The 14,669-nt window shown below is 33.7% G+C and carries 15 protein-coding genes; 10 read left to right on the forward strand and 5 right to left on the reverse strand.

Annotated features, from left to right (window positions below; translation table 11 throughout):
- Positions 1-105: 105 nt before the first annotated feature.
- The 3 genes from HND39_07490 (at position 106) to HND39_07500 (ending at position 5,205) form a co-directional block, all read left to right on the forward strand.
- Positions 106-2,169 carry an O-antigen ligase family protein gene (locus HND39_07490; protein ID QKJ96141.1) on the forward strand — a complete coding sequence of 688 codons (2,064 nt, stop codon included), beginning with the start codon at positions 106-108 and terminating at the stop codon, positions 2,167-2,169.
- Positions 2,170-2,237: 68 nt separating this feature from the next.
- Positions 2,238-3,743 carry an NTP transferase domain-containing protein gene (locus HND39_07495; protein ID QKJ96142.1) on the forward strand — a complete coding sequence of 502 codons (1,506 nt, stop codon included), beginning with the start codon at positions 2,238-2,240 and terminating at the stop codon, positions 3,741-3,743.
- Between the two features lie 250 nt (positions 3,744-3,993).
- Positions 3,994-5,205 carry an IS256 family transposase gene (locus HND39_07500; protein QKJ97921.1) on the forward strand — a complete coding sequence of 404 codons (1,212 nt, stop codon included), beginning with the start codon at positions 3,994-3,996 and terminating at the stop codon, positions 5,203-5,205.
- A gap of 49 nt (positions 5,206-5,254) precedes the next feature.
- Here HND39_07500 and rpsT read toward each other — a convergent pair whose 3' ends face one another.
- Positions 5,255-5,518: a 30S ribosomal protein S20 gene (rpsT, locus tag HND39_07505; protein ID QKJ96143.1), complete on the reverse strand. Its 264-nt coding sequence runs from the start codon at positions 5,516-5,518 to the stop codon at positions 5,255-5,257.
- A gap of 218 nt (positions 5,519-5,736) precedes the next feature.
- On the opposite strand from rpsT, the gene HND39_07510 reads away from it, so the two are divergent.
- From HND39_07510 to HND39_07530, 5 genes are all read left to right on the forward strand, one after another.
- Positions 5,737-6,378: a radical SAM protein gene (locus tag HND39_07510; protein ID QKJ97922.1), complete on the forward strand. Its 642-nt coding sequence runs from the start codon at positions 5,737-5,739 to the stop codon at positions 6,376-6,378.
- Positions 6,379-6,510: 132 nt separating this feature from the next.
- The gene (locus HND39_07515; GenBank protein QKJ96144.1) at positions 6,511-6,924 is read left to right on the forward strand and encodes a 6-carboxytetrahydropterin synthase; all 414 of its coding nucleotides are present in this window, start codon (positions 6,511-6,513) and stop codon (positions 6,922-6,924) included.
- Positions 6,924-7,787, forward strand: coding sequence for a tRNA pseudouridine(38-40) synthase TruA (gene truA, locus HND39_07520; GenBank protein QKJ96145.1), 864 nt, complete (start codon positions 6,924-6,926; stop codon positions 7,785-7,787). The genes HND39_07515 and truA overlap by 1 nt, the downstream gene beginning before the upstream one ends.
- Before the next feature lie 31 nt (positions 7,788-7,818).
- On the forward strand, positions 7,819-8,361 hold the full coding sequence (locus tag HND39_07525) for a hypothetical protein (protein QKJ96146.1): 543 nt from the start codon (positions 7,819-7,821) through the stop codon (positions 8,359-8,361).
- Positions 8,354-8,587, forward strand: coding sequence for a hypothetical protein (locus HND39_07530; GenBank protein QKJ96147.1), 234 nt, complete (start codon positions 8,354-8,356; stop codon positions 8,585-8,587). The genes HND39_07525 and HND39_07530 overlap by 8 nt, the downstream gene beginning before the upstream one ends.
- A gap of 16 nt (positions 8,588-8,603) precedes the next feature.
- On the opposite strand, the gene uvrB is transcribed toward HND39_07530, so the two are convergent.
- Both uvrB and HND39_07540 read right to left on the reverse strand, forming a co-directional pair.
- On the reverse strand, positions 8,604-10,616 hold the full coding sequence (gene uvrB, locus HND39_07535; GenBank protein ID QKJ96148.1) for an excinuclease ABC subunit UvrB: 2,013 nt from the start codon (positions 10,614-10,616) through the stop codon (positions 8,604-8,606).
- Positions 10,617-10,619: 3 nt separating this feature from the next.
- Entirely contained in the window at positions 10,620-10,961 is a 342-nt protein-coding gene (locus tag HND39_07540; GenBank protein QKJ96149.1) for a hypothetical protein, read from the reverse strand.
- 79 nt (positions 10,962-11,040) lie between these two features.
- Here HND39_07540 and HND39_07545 point away from each other — a divergent pair, with 79 nt between their 5' ends.
- Positions 11,041-11,409, forward strand: a complete 369-nt coding sequence (locus tag HND39_07545; GenBank protein ID QKJ96150.1) for a DUF423 domain-containing protein — start codon at positions 11,041-11,043, stop codon at positions 11,407-11,409.
- 8 nt (positions 11,410-11,417) lie between these two features.
- Here HND39_07545 and HND39_07550 read toward each other — a convergent pair whose 3' ends face one another.
- Both HND39_07550 and HND39_07555 read right to left on the reverse strand, forming a co-directional pair.
- Complete coding sequence (locus HND39_07550) at positions 11,418-11,990, reverse strand: class I SAM-dependent methyltransferase (protein ID QKJ96151.1); 573 nt, start codon at positions 11,988-11,990, stop codon at positions 11,418-11,420.
- 93 nt (positions 11,991-12,083) lie between these two features.
- Positions 12,084-12,398 (reverse strand): septal ring lytic transglycosylase RlpA family protein, encoded by a 315-nt coding sequence (locus HND39_07555; GenBank protein ID QKJ97923.1) that lies wholly within the window; start codon positions 12,396-12,398, stop codon positions 12,084-12,086.
- 912 nt (positions 12,399-13,310) lie between these two features.
- Between HND39_07555 and hydF the strand changes: the two genes are divergently transcribed.
- The gene (gene hydF, locus HND39_07560) at positions 13,311-14,528 is read left to right on the forward strand and encodes a [FeFe] hydrogenase H-cluster maturation GTPase HydF (GenBank protein QKJ96152.1); all 1,218 of its coding nucleotides are present in this window, start codon (positions 13,311-13,313) and stop codon (positions 14,526-14,528) included.
- Positions 14,529-14,669 lie beyond the last annotated feature (141 nt).

The raw sequence follows: 14,669 nt of genomic DNA on the forward strand, positions 1-14,669 counted from the left end.
TGATTTAGATACTGGGGACATTAAATTTAAACCATAAATGAGTAAATATCCTGCATCATTATTAAATAAAACGCTGTCATTCCAAATACAATTCAGGTGTAACTATTGAACGAAATTCAGGGAACTAAGGATTATAAAATTCTTGATTGGGTAATACTTTCATTATTCGTCATATTCATTTTAAGTCTTAGCAATTCAATCTTTGTTAACCAGATTGGATATTTTGGCGCACTTCTTTTTATACTGATCAAAGCATTTCTAACAAGAAAAAATCCATTCAGCAAAACAGGACTTGAACTTGCATTTGCATTGTATATGCTTGCTGAAATTATATCACTTATATTATCAGAGTATCAGGCGCAGGCATTTCATTTCTTTACAAAAAGAGCGCTGCTGATTCCTGTTCTTTATACCACGATAGTAGTAACAACAAATTTGAAACGCGGCAAAAACTTTTTTAATCTCTTTATTGTTGGTTCTTTAATCACGGGAATTGTTTACCTTGTTTTCGCTTTTCAATATTATCTGAACAATCAATATTTAATAACTGAATCCGGTCCGGCATTAATTCAGAACCCGATAACCACGAGCGAAATAATCAGCTTTGCAGTATTATTTCTTTTTGCATTTATAATTAACGAAAAAGCAAGTTGGAAAGTCAAACTGTTATTATATGCTGGTTTTGCCATTTCAGTTTTAACATTGATCGCAACCTTCAAACGTACTGGTTGGATGGGTGTTGCAATTGGAATCGTGCTTATTCTCATTATCAAAAAAAAATGGAAAATCCTTGTTCCGATTTTCATTGCCGGAATAGTATTATTCTTAATTGATAAGAACGTCAGCCAGGTAAGTGTTTATAATTTTGAAGGGTCAAGGGCTAAAAAACTTTATTCATTCAAAACTGATGGAAGAGCTTGGTCAGTTGCAAAAGATGACAGCTTATTTATAATTAACGATTATGAAAACGGACTTTTGTTTTATAAAGATTCAGTTCTCGTAAGAAAAATTGCAACTCCCGAACCCGCTACTTCTTTTTTGAAAGTTGATGACAGCATATTCATCGCTCAACTGATTGACACACGATTTTTAATATTCAAAAAAAATAATCAGGAAATCAATCAGATAAATGAAATTTTACCCCCCGGGAATACAAAAGATTTTTTCTTACTTGATAAATCACTCTATACTTTAGACATTGATAGCGGACTTACATTTTATAATTCGATAACCGAAGCAACTACACCAGTACGTTTTCCTGAGTTAAAAGGCTTTATTAAAATGTTTGTTGACTCCTCATCATTTTTCTTTGCTGGAGATGGACCAGGCGCAGCAGTTTATTCCAGAGAAGGAAATTTTCCTGGTAAATTGATTGCTAAAAAAGACGTTGATAATTTGAGGAGAATTTACTTCTTTGAAGGAAATATGATCGTTGGTAATTCAGAATGTGTGTGGATGTACAGATTAGAAAATAATCAGATTGTATTAAAAGATCATCCGAAAGAGATCAGTCACGTCAACAGGATTGATAGTGACGGAGATATCCTTGCTGTGCTTACTGGTAATGGAACAATTTATAAACTTAAAGTTAATGAAAATCAGAAATTTGAGATTATAGCAAGTGATCAGGTTTCACCAAAACCAACGAACTTCAATTATTCTGATGGAAATATTTATTGCACATACATAAACCGTGGAAGACTTTTAAGCTTCTTCGATCCGTATCTTCAGCAGAATTTTAATCGTTTAGCACTCTGGCGCGGTGGCTGGGAAATATTTAAAGATTATCCTTTGTTTGGTGTTGGTGACATTGGAATTGAAAAGTATTATGTTCATTACAAACGTCCTTATGACAAAGAAATACACGGACATCTTCACAACAACTATTTTCATTTTCTGGCTACTCTGGGATTGTTCGGGCTCTCAGCTATAATGTATATGTTTATTATGATTATAATTAAAATCAGCCGGATTTATAAATCTACAAAAGGTAAACCGTTTATCGCATCTTACTCACTTGGAGCGTTGGCTGCTTTTGTCAATATCCTTATTGCTGGATTATCTGAACTTAATTTCTGGGACCAGGAAATTGCGACACTGATTTATTTTACAGTCGGATTGAACGTTGCATTATTCATTCGATATAAAGAAGAAACAAATGAGAGTTAAAATTAAGCTCTCATCATTATTTTTGGATAAATATTTAAAATAAAAACAACTTTGACTATTCACTGTATATGCAAAACACCGATAAAAAAGAAATTATAAAACATATAAAAAAATTGTCCTCACCTTTCAATCCAAAAAGCAAAGAACTTGCGATCATTCTTGCAGCCGGTCACGGCAAAAGAATAAAATCTCAGCGATCAAAAATGCTTCACACAATTTGGGGAATTCCAACCGTTGAAAGAGTACACAATGCCTGCACAAAAGCTGTGAAAGGAATAAACTCCGTTGTAGTTGTAGGAATCAAAGCACTTGATGTGTTGAATGTTCTTGGAAAAAAATCAAACACAGCTTATGCTTACCAGGAGGAACAGAACGGAACCGGACACGCAGTTCAGGTTGCTCTGAAAAGTATTAAAAATTTTCCTGATGATGGAATTGTTTACGTGCTTCCAGGTGATATGGGATTGATAGATGTCGAAACACTTCAAAGTTTCAGAAAAAGTTTTGTTGACTCAAAAGCTGATATGATTGTTCTGACAGGACTGTTCAAAGGAGATTCAAAGGAAAATAATTATGGAAGAATAATCCGAGTTAAGTATAAAGACACAAAGGGAAAACGATCCGGAAAAGATCATGGGAAAGTAATTGAGATAATGGAGTACAAAGATATTCTTGCTTTACCTGATGGAAAGTCGTATGTAACAAATTATAAAGGGAAGAAGTATTCTTTTACAAAAAAAGAACTAATTGAAAATAATGAATACAACTCCGGTGTTTTCGCTTTCCGGTTTGGGAAGTTGAAAGAACTTATTAATAAACTCAAGAGTGAAAACGTTCAGAAAGAAATATATCTCACCGATCTCATTTCACTATTCAATGAAAAGAATTATTCTGTTTCTGCTGTAAGCCCCGAAAAAGATTACGTTGTAATGGGCTTTAACAACAAGTCTGTGTTGAAAGAAATGGAAGCTATTGCCCGGAAAAATGTTTATGAAAAGCTGAAAGACATTATTGAAATTGAAGACCCGGATGATTTCTTCATCCACGAAAAAGTTGTTGAAAATATTTTAATGGCGGATAAAAAGTATGCTGCACTTGATGTTGTTATTGGAAAAGGTGTTCATATCGGAAAAGATGTGAACCTGAATTTTAATTTGCAACTTGGAAAAAATGTTTTTGTTGACGGGAAAGTTTTGTTCGGGAAAAATGTTTCTGTAAGTCAGAATGTTCATCTTTCCTGTTACCCGGGACAAACACTTAAAATCGGGAACGATGTGCAAATCCTCTGGGGAGATATTATCAAGGGAAACATTGTTATCGGTGATGGTTCAATAATTGAATCCAGTGTTAATATGACCGGCAGTGATGAATTCCCATTACGAATTGGAAAAAATGTTTTGATAAAAGGAACATCATACATTTTCGGTTCGAAAATAGCTGACAATCTTTTTATCGAGCACAGCATACTTGTTAAAAAGAAAGTTCGAGCAGTGAAAGATAAAAAAGGAAAGATACAGCCAGTAAGATATTTTGTGCCGGAGAGTGAGGGGAAGAAAGTGATTCAAGATTTGTAGAATAAAAAAGCTCTTCTTTCGAAGAGCTTTTTTGTGTGAGAAAAATTTATGAGGGGAGTGTAAATAATTCTGTGTAAATGGTTAAAGTAAGAAATTAGCTAAGTGCTGCGAAGCGTAGCGAAGCAGCACTTAGCTTGGCGAAAATCCTTCGGGGTTTTCATTTCACAAAAAACTAATTACTTTTAACCATTATCCGAACTACCTTTTGGTAGTCAGGAAGGAGATTTACAGAATGGAACTTACTCCAGAGATGATCGAGCAGTTAAAAGCCGATCTTAAAAAAGCTAAAACATATCAAGACTTGATGGGAGAAGGAGGAGCCATCAAGAAGATCATCAAAGCCTCTTTAGAGGGAATGCTGGATGCTGAACTTACCGAACACCTGGGTTATGAAAAATACTCACCTGCTGGTAAAAACACAGGTAACAGTCGTAACGGTAAAACCCACAAGACGCTGAAGAATGATAACGGAGAAATTGAGCTAACAGTACCCAGAGATCGCAACGGTTCATTTGATCCTATTGTAGTAAAAAAGTATGAGCGAACCCTGGGACCGATTGAAGATAAAATTATCTCAATGTATGCAAAGGGAATGACCACAAGAGATATACAATCACACGTTCAGGAGTTCTATGGATTGGATATAAGTGCATCGCTGGTTTCACAGATAACCGATAAGATCATTGACCTTGCCAAAGAATGGCACAACCGTCCACTTGAATCGGTTTACCCAATAGTATTTTTCGATGCAATCCATTACAAAGTAACCAGCGAAGGAAAGGTAACTAATAAAGCAGCTTACACTTGTCTGGCGCTTGATATTACGGGTAAAAAGGATCTTCTGGGCTTATGGGTAAGCGAAGCTGAAGGCTCAAACTTCTGGCTTGGTGTTTTAACTGAATTAAAGAATCGTGGTCTCCAGGATATCCTTATTGCTTGTGTTGATGGACTGAAAGGTTTTCCTGAAGCAATCAATACAGTTTTTCCGGGAACAGAAATCCAGCTCTGTATCATTCACCTAATCAGAAACACTCTGAGATATATTGCAAGCAAAGATCAGAAATCATTTATGAAGGAACTTCGATTAGTTTACTCGGCACCAACAGAAGAAGCAGCTCTGATTGCTCTTGACAATCTGGAAGAAAACTGGGGCAAGAAATATTCTCTATCAATCAGAACCTGGAGACAGAACTGGGTTCACGCTTCTACGTTTTTCAAGTATCCGGATGAAATCAGAAGAATCATTTACACTACCAATGCTGTTGAAGCTGTGCATCGTCAGTTTAGAAAGGTAACAAAACAGAGAAGCATTTTTCCCAATGATGAAGCACTGAAAAAAATGCTTTACTTAGCTTACAGAGATATATCAAAAAAGTGGACTGTTATGCCCGTGCAGAACTGGGCTGTTGCTTTATCTCATTTATCTATTATTTTTGACCAGAGATTAAAAAATGTTCTTTAATACTAATTCCCATTTACACAAATTATTTTACAGACTCTTTATGAGCGAGCTATGCTTTTTTCTGTAAACTGTTCAGGTGTCTTGTTATCATCGATTTTTTTCGTGAAGCTGTGTTCTTTTTAATAAGACCTTTTGTAGTTCCTTTATCAAGAATGCTTACAGCTTCTTTATAAAGTTTTTCTGCTTCTTCCTTGTTTGCAGATGCTAAAACTTTTTTAACGCTTGATTTAATCCTGGATTCTGCTGCTTTGTTAACTACCTGTCGTCTTGCACTTACTCTAATTCTTTTTTCAGCCGATTTATGAGTTGCCATTAAATAAAAATCCTTCTTTTTTAACTAATTATAACTTCTTTTTGTCAAAATTTGAGTGCCAAATATAGGTTATATGGGATTTGAAATCAACCTTTGTGAAGGTAACTTTTGAAGGCTAATTATTTCAATTTATGATGTCACCCTGAACTAATTTCAGGGTCTTTTTCTTAATTCAGAAGGAATATTAAGATCCCGAAACAAGTTCGGGATGACTGATGATGCTAAAAATCAATGAAATATATCATTCAATTCAAGGCGAAAGTACGAGTGCCGGAAGACCTTGTGTTTTCGTACGATTGACTTACTGCAATCTTCGCTGTACTTACTGCGATACTGAATATGCTTTTTACGAAGGAAAAGATTTTTCAGTTCAACAAGTTATTGATGAAGTTGAAAAATATAATTGCAAACTTGTTGAAGTAACCGGCGGTGAGCCACTAGTTCAGATAGATGAATGTCTTGAGTTGATGAAAAGACTATGCGATCTTGGATATGAAGTAATGATCGAAACAGGAGGAAGTCTTGCAATAAAAGATATTGATCATCGTGTGAAAATTATTATGGATTTGAAATGTCCATCAAGTGGTATGGAGAAAAAAAATCTTTATGAAAATCTGCAGTACTTGAAATCCACAGACGAATTAAAGTTTGTAATCGGCAATCGAGAAGATTATGAGTGGACAGTCAACACATTGAAAAAAAATAACCTGAAAGGTAAGTGTGAAATACTTTTCTCTGTTGTATTTGGCAAACTTGAACCGATTGAGTTGGTGAACTGGATTCTGGAAGATAAACTGGAGGTAAGATTTCAACTTCAGATGCATAAATTTATTTGGCACCCGGAAACAAAAGGAGTTTAGTGTGCTTTGTCATCACGATCCCGACTTTAGTCGGGAGAAGTGATCTCTGTTTATAAATTATTGTTGGGATTGCTTCGTATCCCGATAAATCGGGATTCTCGCAATGACAGAAGAAAAATTGGAAATAAAATTATGAAAATCGCAAAAGAGTTCAGATGGGAAATGGGACACAGATTACCGGATCATTTTGGTCTGTGCAAAAACATTCACGGTCATTCATACAAAATGCTCGTTGAGTTTGATGGTGAGCTTAACAAAGATGAAATGATCATTGATTATTACGATGTGGAAAAAATCATCAACCCGATAATTGAAAAACTCGATCATTCTTTTATGGTAAATAAAAACGATAAAGTTGTTCTTGAATTTTTAGAAAAGATGAATTCAAAAAAAGTTGTTGTTGATTTCCAATCAACTGCAGAAAACATCTGTCTTTATCTTTTGAATGAAATTAATAAAACTCAACTACCTGAAAACGTGAACGAAATCAAAGTTCGAGTGTATGAAACATCAGATGATTATGCTGAAGAATCATTGCGTTTATAATGAATAAAAGTAAGAGGAAGAATTCGAGTAGAAAAAATTTCAAATTCAATAAATCTCAAATTAAATTTAAACCTTCAAAAGATTTTTCTCGTTTCAAACTATTTATTGAGTACGATGGAACCCGCTATTCGGGCTGGCAGAAACAGGAAAACGCAAAGACAATTCAGGGAACAATTGTAAAAGCAGCAAAAGAAATTTTTGGAAATGAATTTATAGATCTGCAAGGTTCAGGAAGAACTGATAGTGGGGTTCATACACTTTGCCAGGTTGCTCATCTGGATGTTAAAACAGTTCTCTCTCCGAAAATTATTCGAATAAAATTGAACGATCTACTTCCGTATGATATCAATATTTTAAAGGTAGAAAAATCATCAACCAATTTTCATGCACGACATGATGCAAAGACACGTAGTTACATTTATCAAATTTCTAAAAGAAGAACGGCATTTGGGAAAAATTATGTTTGGTGGGTGAAAGACAAACTCGATTTTAATAAAATGGAATCGGCTTCAAAATTATTCATTGGTATGCACGACTTTTCATCTTTCACTGATGATGACCCGGATGAAAAATCCACAAGAGTTTTAATAGAAAATATTCAGATGAAAGAAGAGGGAGATTTAATTTTGATAAGAATAACCGGTTCGCATTTTATCTGGAAAATGGTTCGAAGAATTGTTGGAGTTCTTGTTGAAGTAGGTAGAGGAAAGAAAAATGAAGGTGATATTTTGAACTATCTGCACAAAAAATCAAATGAAGTTGCAAAGTTTACAGCACCGCCATCAGGATTATTTTTGGAAAGGGTTTTATATGTTGGAGATAAATTTGAAGATGATTTTAATACAATTAATAAAATTTCTTAAGTATTTACTCTTAAGCCTAAATTTGTAACAAATGCTAACAGAACTTGATGTATTAAAAGATGTCACACAAAAGTTTGAAAAGCTGAACTTTCAGTATATGTTAACCGGTTCGCTTGCAATGTCGTATTATGCTCAACCAAGAATGACAAGGGATATCGATTTAGTTGTAAATATTGTTCCGACTATGGTTGAAAATATGGAATCAGTTTTTGCATCAGATTACTATATTTCAGTTGACTCGATACATGATGCAATCCAAAATGAATTCATTTTTAATTTAATACATATTAAAAGTTTAATAAAAATAGATTGCATTGTAAAAAAGAATGATGAATACAGAATATCAGAATTTGAACGCAGGAAGAAAATAAGGTTAACAGATTTTGAAATTTTCATTGTAAGTAAAGAAGACTTGATAATTTCGAAATTGATTTGGTTCAGAGAGAGTGGTTCAGAAATCCAAAAAAAAGATATAAAAAATCTGCTTAATTCTGGTTATGAAAATGATTATTTGTTAAATTGGCTAAGAAAATTAAATCTTAATGAACAATTTCAAGCAGTAACAGATGAATGATACGTCTCCTCGAATAGAAGAAATGATAAACCAGATTTATTTGAAAAAGACTGGTGAAGAGAAAATTCTGATTGCATTAAAAATGTTTGAAACAGCCAGAGACATTGTAATATCTTCTCTGCCTAAAGATTTATCCGACAAAGAATTAAAGAAGGAATTGTTTTTAAGATTTTATGGAGATGAATTTGATGATATTATTCAAGAAAAAATTTATCGAAGGTTATAATCCAGAAGTTAAAATATTATTTAACCATCTTTTCTAATCTTAAAATTTCATCTCGCAGCGAAGCAGCTTTTTCAAACTCAAGATCTTTTGCAGCATTTCTCATTTGTTCCCGTAATTGATCTATCAAATCTTCTTTCTGTTCTTTGTTCATATACTTTAAAACCGGTTCGGCTACTTTAGCAAATCCGTAATCCTCTTTATCATCCCGCTTTCTAACTTCAGCAAGGGACGTTGAAGCGAGAATTTCTTCCATACTTTTATAGATTGTAGCAGGAACGATGTTATGTTCATCATTATATTTTTTCTGGAGTTTTCTTCGTCTGTTGGTTTCAGTAATAGTCTTTTGCATTGATTGCGTTATTACGTCAGCATACATAATCACTTTGCCATTTACATTTCGGGCAGTTCTTCCAGCAACCTGCATCAAAGATTTTTCGCTTCGAAGAAATCCTTCTTTATCAGCATCGATTATCGCGACAAGTGAAACTTCCGGAAGATCTAACCCTTCTCTCAGAAGATTTACGCCAACTAAAACATCAAATTCACCCAAACGTAAATCACGAAGTATTTCTACTCTTTCTAATGAATCAATATCGCTGTGAATGTAACGGACACGAATTTTTATTTTATCGAGATAATCTGCAAGGTCTTCAGCCATCTTTTTTGTTAGTGTTGTAACCAGAGTTCTTTCCTTTTTATTAACTCTGGTTCTTATTTCATCAATAAGATCATCAATTTGTCCTTTTATCGGACGAACTTCAATTTCGGGATCGAGCAATCCTGTTGGACGAATAATTTGTTCAACAATCACTCCATCGCACATCTCAAGTTCGTAATCACCCGGAGTAGCACTTACAAAAATTACCTGGTTTAACATTTCCATAAATTCTTCGTACTTCATCGGTCTGTTATCAAGTGCAGATGGTAAACGAAAACCGTACTCAACTAACGTACTTTTTCTGCTTCTGTCACCATTATACATTCCCCTGATCTGCGGAATTGTTACATGTGATTCATCAATCACCAAAAGAAAATCATCAGGAAAATAATCGAACAAGTTGAAAGGGCGCGAACCAGGTGCTCTTCCATCCATATGACGCGAATAATTTTCAATTCCGGAACAATAACCTATCTCCTTCATCATCTCAATATCGAACTTTGTTCTTTGTTCGAGTCGCTGTGCTTCAAGATATTTTTCTTCCTTACGAAATACTTCTAATCTCTCTGCAAGTTCCAGTTCGATATTGTATATTGCTTTCTGCATTTTATTGCGATCAGTGACAAAATATTTAGCAGGATAGATCGGAGCCGATTCAACTTCACGAATAATATTTCCGGTCAATGAATCGATGATAGAAATCCTTTCGATATCGTTATCCCAAAGTTCAACTCTGATTGCTTCTTCATTCTGATAAGCAGGGATTATTTCTATCACATCACCTCTTGCACGAAATGTTCCTCTTCCAAATTCAGAATCGTTTCTTACGAAATGGATATCTATCAACTCTCTTAAAAATTTTTTACGATCAAGTGTATCACCCTTTTTCACAAAAATAATTTGTCTGGCATATTCTTCCGGTGCACCAATTCCATAAATGCAGCTTACGCTTGCAACAACAATTACATCACTTCGTCCTTCGATAAGTGAAGTAGTTGCTTTCAGTCGAAGCCGATCAATTTCTTCGTTTATAGAAAAATCTTTTTCAATGTAAAGATCACTTTTAACAACATAAGCTTCGGGTTGATAATAATCGTAATAACTAATGAAGAACTCAACAGCATTTTCAGGAAAAAAAGATTTGAACTCTGAATAAAGCTGTGCTGCTAAAGTTTTATTGTGTGAGATAATTAATGTGGGTCTGTTAACTTGTTGAATAACATTTGAGATTGTAAAAGTCTTTCCGCTTCCTGTTACACCAAGTAAAGTTTGGAATTTGTCACCCTGTTTTAATCCATCAACAAGTTTATCAATAGCTTGAGGCTGATCTCCGGCAGGCTTATAATTTGAAACAAGTTTGAATTTGTTCATATATTATTCGAGCAAAACTTCATGACCATGAAATCCACTCTGGTTTAAGTGACCTTTTAATATTATTACTTTTGCATTCTTAAATCCTTCGGGTAACATCAATTCACCAGAAACCTGAACAACCTTTCCGTTTCTATCAGCAGTAAAAAAACTAACTGCTCCACCACTTTGTTCTATTCCACGATCGGCTAAAAGTTCAACTCTGATTTCTTTTACCGCGTTGTTATTAGGGTCAAAATCGGAATAGGAACCAAGTTCAGTACCTTTATCAAAATAAAATTTGTATATTAAAAATATTGCAGCAATTATCAGAACCGGTAAAATAAGCTTTTGTAAATTTTTCATATCTCTTTTTTTAATTGATTAAATTGCGAACAAATTTAAAGAATTTACACTCAACTATTCAATGCAAATGAGGCATGAAATGAATGACAAAAAAATCTGGATAATTATTTCAGCAGTTTCAGGATTTACAACTGTAGCTCTTGGTGCGTTCGGTGCTCACGGATTGAAATCGACAATATCAGCAGAAATGTTAGAAATATTTAAAACGGGAATTTTTTATCAATTTGTACATACTATTGTATTGTTAATTCTATCTGTAACAAACTTTATTAAAGGAAAAATCTCATCAATATTATTTTTGCTGGGAATAATTTTATTCTCATTCTCACTTTACCTTTATTCAACTTCCGGTATAAAAATTTTTGCAATTATAACCCCGGTTGGTGGAGTTTGTTTCCTGATCGGATGGCTTGGAATAATAATCGAAGTTGTCAGAAAAAAGCAATGAACTATAAATTACTTAATTGCCTTCAGCTCGAAATAAACTTCTTCGGGCGAAAAAATACCGGCAAAGAATCTTTCATAAATCACTGGTTCTATATTGACAAAAAAATCCATCCATTTTAGAGCAGTAAAGTGTGAAGTGATAAATTTTTTTTCAAGAACCTCAAATTGTGCTTTACCTTCATAGTTAGTGCGATGATTTAGTTTCCATTTTTCATAAAATTTTAATTTACGATTACCAATGTATTCGTAGTTGTCGAATGTTCTTATTGAAAAAGGAATTTTATGGTCTGGTTCACCAAAATATTTTGTATTCAGAAAAAATGGTGCATAAACAATCAATAATCCATTTGGTTTGAGTATTCGATAAAGTTCAGTGATTGTATTGTGAAAGCTATTCAGGTGCTCAAGAACGTGTGAAGCGTATATTTCATCAAAAAAATCTTCCTTAAAAGGATAGGGAAAAGAATTGATATCGTGAATCTGATTACCACCATAATCAACTATATCAAGATTAATGTAGCCATCTTTAATATCTTTTCCGCAGCCAAGATTGAGCTTTTTCATTTCTTTTATTAAATCCATTTATTTGACTGCAAATTTAGGGAGGGAGATTGAGAATCAGTAATAAAAAAAGCCCGATCTAATTTGACCGGGCTAAAATGAAAAGTGATTTACTTAATTCACCAAAGCGGTTTGAACTCCACTTTTGGTGAGAGTAACCTCCTGAATTTTCAGGCGAGCAACGCCTTTCCTTAGAATACCAAGTTCAATCGCAGCACCCTTTGAAAGATCAAGATCTCGTCCTTCTATATAAGGTCCACGATCATTTATTCGTATTACTACTGATCTACCATTTTTAGGATTCGTAACCTTCAACAGTGTTCCAAAACGTAAGCTTTTATGTGCAGCTGTGAGTGCCATCTGATCATAAATCTCCCCATTCGCAGTCATTTTACCGTGAAACTTAGGTCCATACCAGGATGCTTTCATAGTTCCACGATCAATATATTCAATTGCTGAAGTATTAATGGTGTTTTCTTTAACAGTTTTAGGAACGAACTCATCCACCAAAATTCGTTCAATTCCTTCTTTATTCTCACTTTTTAACACAGTAAACCCAACTAAACCACCTACTACTAATATAATTAACACGATAACCAGTGATTTCAATATAACCTCAAAATTAGTTTAACATTTATTTGCGAAACAAAATTAATTTGGTCGCCTTTTCTATCCAATGAAATTGTTTGGGTAAATGTAATTTGGACTGGATTATAAAATTATCAACTATAATGGTGCATTAGTCGATTATCTTCGATAATTGCGTCATTTAATGTAAAATACGTCGATTTTTTCTTCTAAATCAGGAATGAGGATTATGTTAAATACTCTTTAGTTTTTTGCAACGGTACTAATTCCTGTTTTCCTGTATAGCATTGGGGTTCGGTTGGGGAAGTCGATCGTTCAAGAATTCTTAATTGATGTAGAAAGAAATAACAATACCATGTTAAAGTTGGCAAAAATCGTTGGTTTTAAGCTGATTCAAATTGTGTTTTGTGAGGTGAATTTGCTGACCAAACCATTTCCCGTCTAGCTCCTTCATTAAATTATTTTTTTTACCTATCACCAACTGACCATAATCTCTACTGAAGAGATTCATAATAACCATAACTCAAGCACTAATAACTATGCTCCTAAAACGATAACGAAGGTTGAACACTTTCTAAGAATAGAGAAGCCAATTATTACAAATGGTATGAGAATGCAACTAATCATAGTATGTGAGATTAAATAATATCCTTTTAATCATTTAATAACCAGCGGTGGGTGGAACAGTTTTTGTCAAAATGATTGATTGCACAATAAGTAAATAAAGTATCTGAGATTTTCCTGTTTAGTTTAATGCTTAAAACTGATGAAATAGAAAAATTGCACATTGCTGTAGTCGGAAGACAGAACGTTGGCAAATCAAAATTAATTAATTGTATTGTTAATCAGGAACTTTGCATCGTCAATGAGTATCCAGGTACTACTACTGACCCAATAAGTAAAGAGGTTGAACTTCTTCCTTATGGACCTGTTTTGATTGTGGATACAGCAGGTATAGAAAGTGAGAAGGATTTTGAAGATAAAATTATAAATAAAACCCTTAAAACTATTTCTAATGCGGATTTTGCAATAGTTGTTCTTGATGCAAGAAGTGAGTTGACTAAAAGTGAAACCAAGCTGATTACATTACTAAGAAAGATAGAAGTTCCGTTTTTAGTTGCAGTGAACAAAATTGAATTTGGAATTAATCAAAATCTGCTGACGGCATTAAGTGCATTGGAAGTTACTCACTTCGAAATTTCTTGTAAAGAAAATGCAGGGATTGAATATTTCAAGAAGAAATTAATTCACCTGTTACCAGACAAGAATAAAAATCAGGAGTTAAAAGATATTGTTTGTGAAAGGGATCTGGTAGTTTTCGTTGTTCCTGATGACTACGAGATGTTGAATGGAAGAGTTATTGAATCATACATAAAAACTATTCTGGAACTCTTACCAAAACAAATTAAGAATATTGTCATTAAAGAAAGCGAGTTACAGTCCAGATTAAAACAACTAAAAAAGCTTCCGGATCTTATTATAACGGATAGCCTCAGTGCTGAAAGAATAGTCCCAATTATCAGCGATAGTGTGAAACTTACAACGTATTCACTATTAGTTGCCAAAAATCGAGGAACACATTCCGAACTAATTAATTGTGTTAAAAAAGTTAGTGATTTGCAAAATGGTGACAGAGTATTAGTCTTGGAAGCTTGTGATAGTCATCTGCAGAGATTTGATTTAGGGAAAACAAAAATTACAAGTTTGCTTAATGCGCGTTTGAATAAAAAACTGAAATTCGATTTTTCAAATAATTCAGATTTTCCACAAAACATTTCTGATTACAAACTAATAATTCATTGTGATGGATGTCAGCTCGCAGGAAAATTGTTCCTATCTAAAATACGACAGGCGAAGTTGCTTGATGTTCCTATCACCAGCTACAGTACACTATTGGCTTTTGTTAACAATACACTGCATAGAACATATATCCCATTTAATAATTCTCATACTCAAACCAATAATCAGTAACAGTCAAGCGCTTAATTTTGGTGATTGATATAGCTCACACCTGCTTTCCATCTTTCAAAAATCACTTCTCAAAAAGAAGAAATATTATTTGCTAAATATTATTTATTGATTTGATTTTTTCACTTAGTGCAAGCTTTTTTT

The sequence above is a fragment of the Ignavibacteriota bacterium genome (assembly GCA_013285405.1).
GTDB lineage: Bacteria > Bacteroidota > Ignavibacteria > Ignavibacteriales > Ignavibacteriaceae > IGN2.

Bases quoted from the DNA above. Each gene is read 5' to 3' on its own strand.
- HND39_07495 (QKJ96142.1), top strand. From the start codon at position 2,238: ATGCAAAACACCGATAAAAAAGAAATTATAAAACATATAAAAAAATTG.
- HND39_07500 (QKJ97921.1), top strand. From the start codon at position 3,994: ATGATCGAGCAGTTAAAAGCCGATCTTAAAAAAGCTAAAACATATCAA.
- rpsT (QKJ96143.1), bottom strand. From the start codon at position 5,518: ATGGCAACTCATAAATCGGCTGAAAAAAGAATTAGAGTAAGTGCAAGA.
- HND39_07510 (QKJ97922.1), top strand. From the start codon at position 5,737: ATGCTAAAAATCAATGAAATATATCATTCAATTCAAGGCGAAAGTACG.
- HND39_07515 (QKJ96144.1), top strand. From the start codon at position 6,511: ATGAAAATCGCAAAAGAGTTCAGATGGGAAATGGGACACAGATTACCG.
- truA (QKJ96145.1), top strand. From the start codon at position 6,924: ATGAATAAAAGTAAGAGGAAGAATTCGAGTAGAAAAAATTTCAAATTC.
- HND39_07525 (QKJ96146.1), top strand. From the start codon at position 7,819: ATGCTAACAGAACTTGATGTATTAAAAGATGTCACACAAAAGTTTGAA.
- HND39_07530 (QKJ96147.1), top strand. From the start codon at position 8,354: ATGAATGATACGTCTCCTCGAATAGAAGAAATGATAAACCAGATTTAT.
- uvrB (QKJ96148.1), bottom strand. From the start codon at position 10,616: ATGAACAAATTCAAACTTGTTTCAAATTATAAGCCTGCCGGAGATCAG.
- HND39_07540 (QKJ96149.1), bottom strand. From the start codon at position 10,961: ATGAAAAATTTACAAAAGCTTATTTTACCGGTTCTGATAATTGCTGCA.
- HND39_07545 (QKJ96150.1), top strand. From the start codon at position 11,041: ATGAATGACAAAAAAATCTGGATAATTATTTCAGCAGTTTCAGGATTT.
- HND39_07550 (QKJ96151.1), bottom strand. From the start codon at position 11,990: ATGGATTTAATAAAAGAAATGAAAAAGCTCAATCTTGGCTGCGGAAAA.
- HND39_07555 (QKJ97923.1), bottom strand. From the start codon at position 12,398: ATGAAAGCATCCTGGTATGGACCTAAGTTTCACGGTAAAATGACTGCG.
- hydF (QKJ96152.1), top strand. From the start codon at position 13,311: ATGCTTAAAACTGATGAAATAGAAAAATTGCACATTGCTGTAGTCGGA.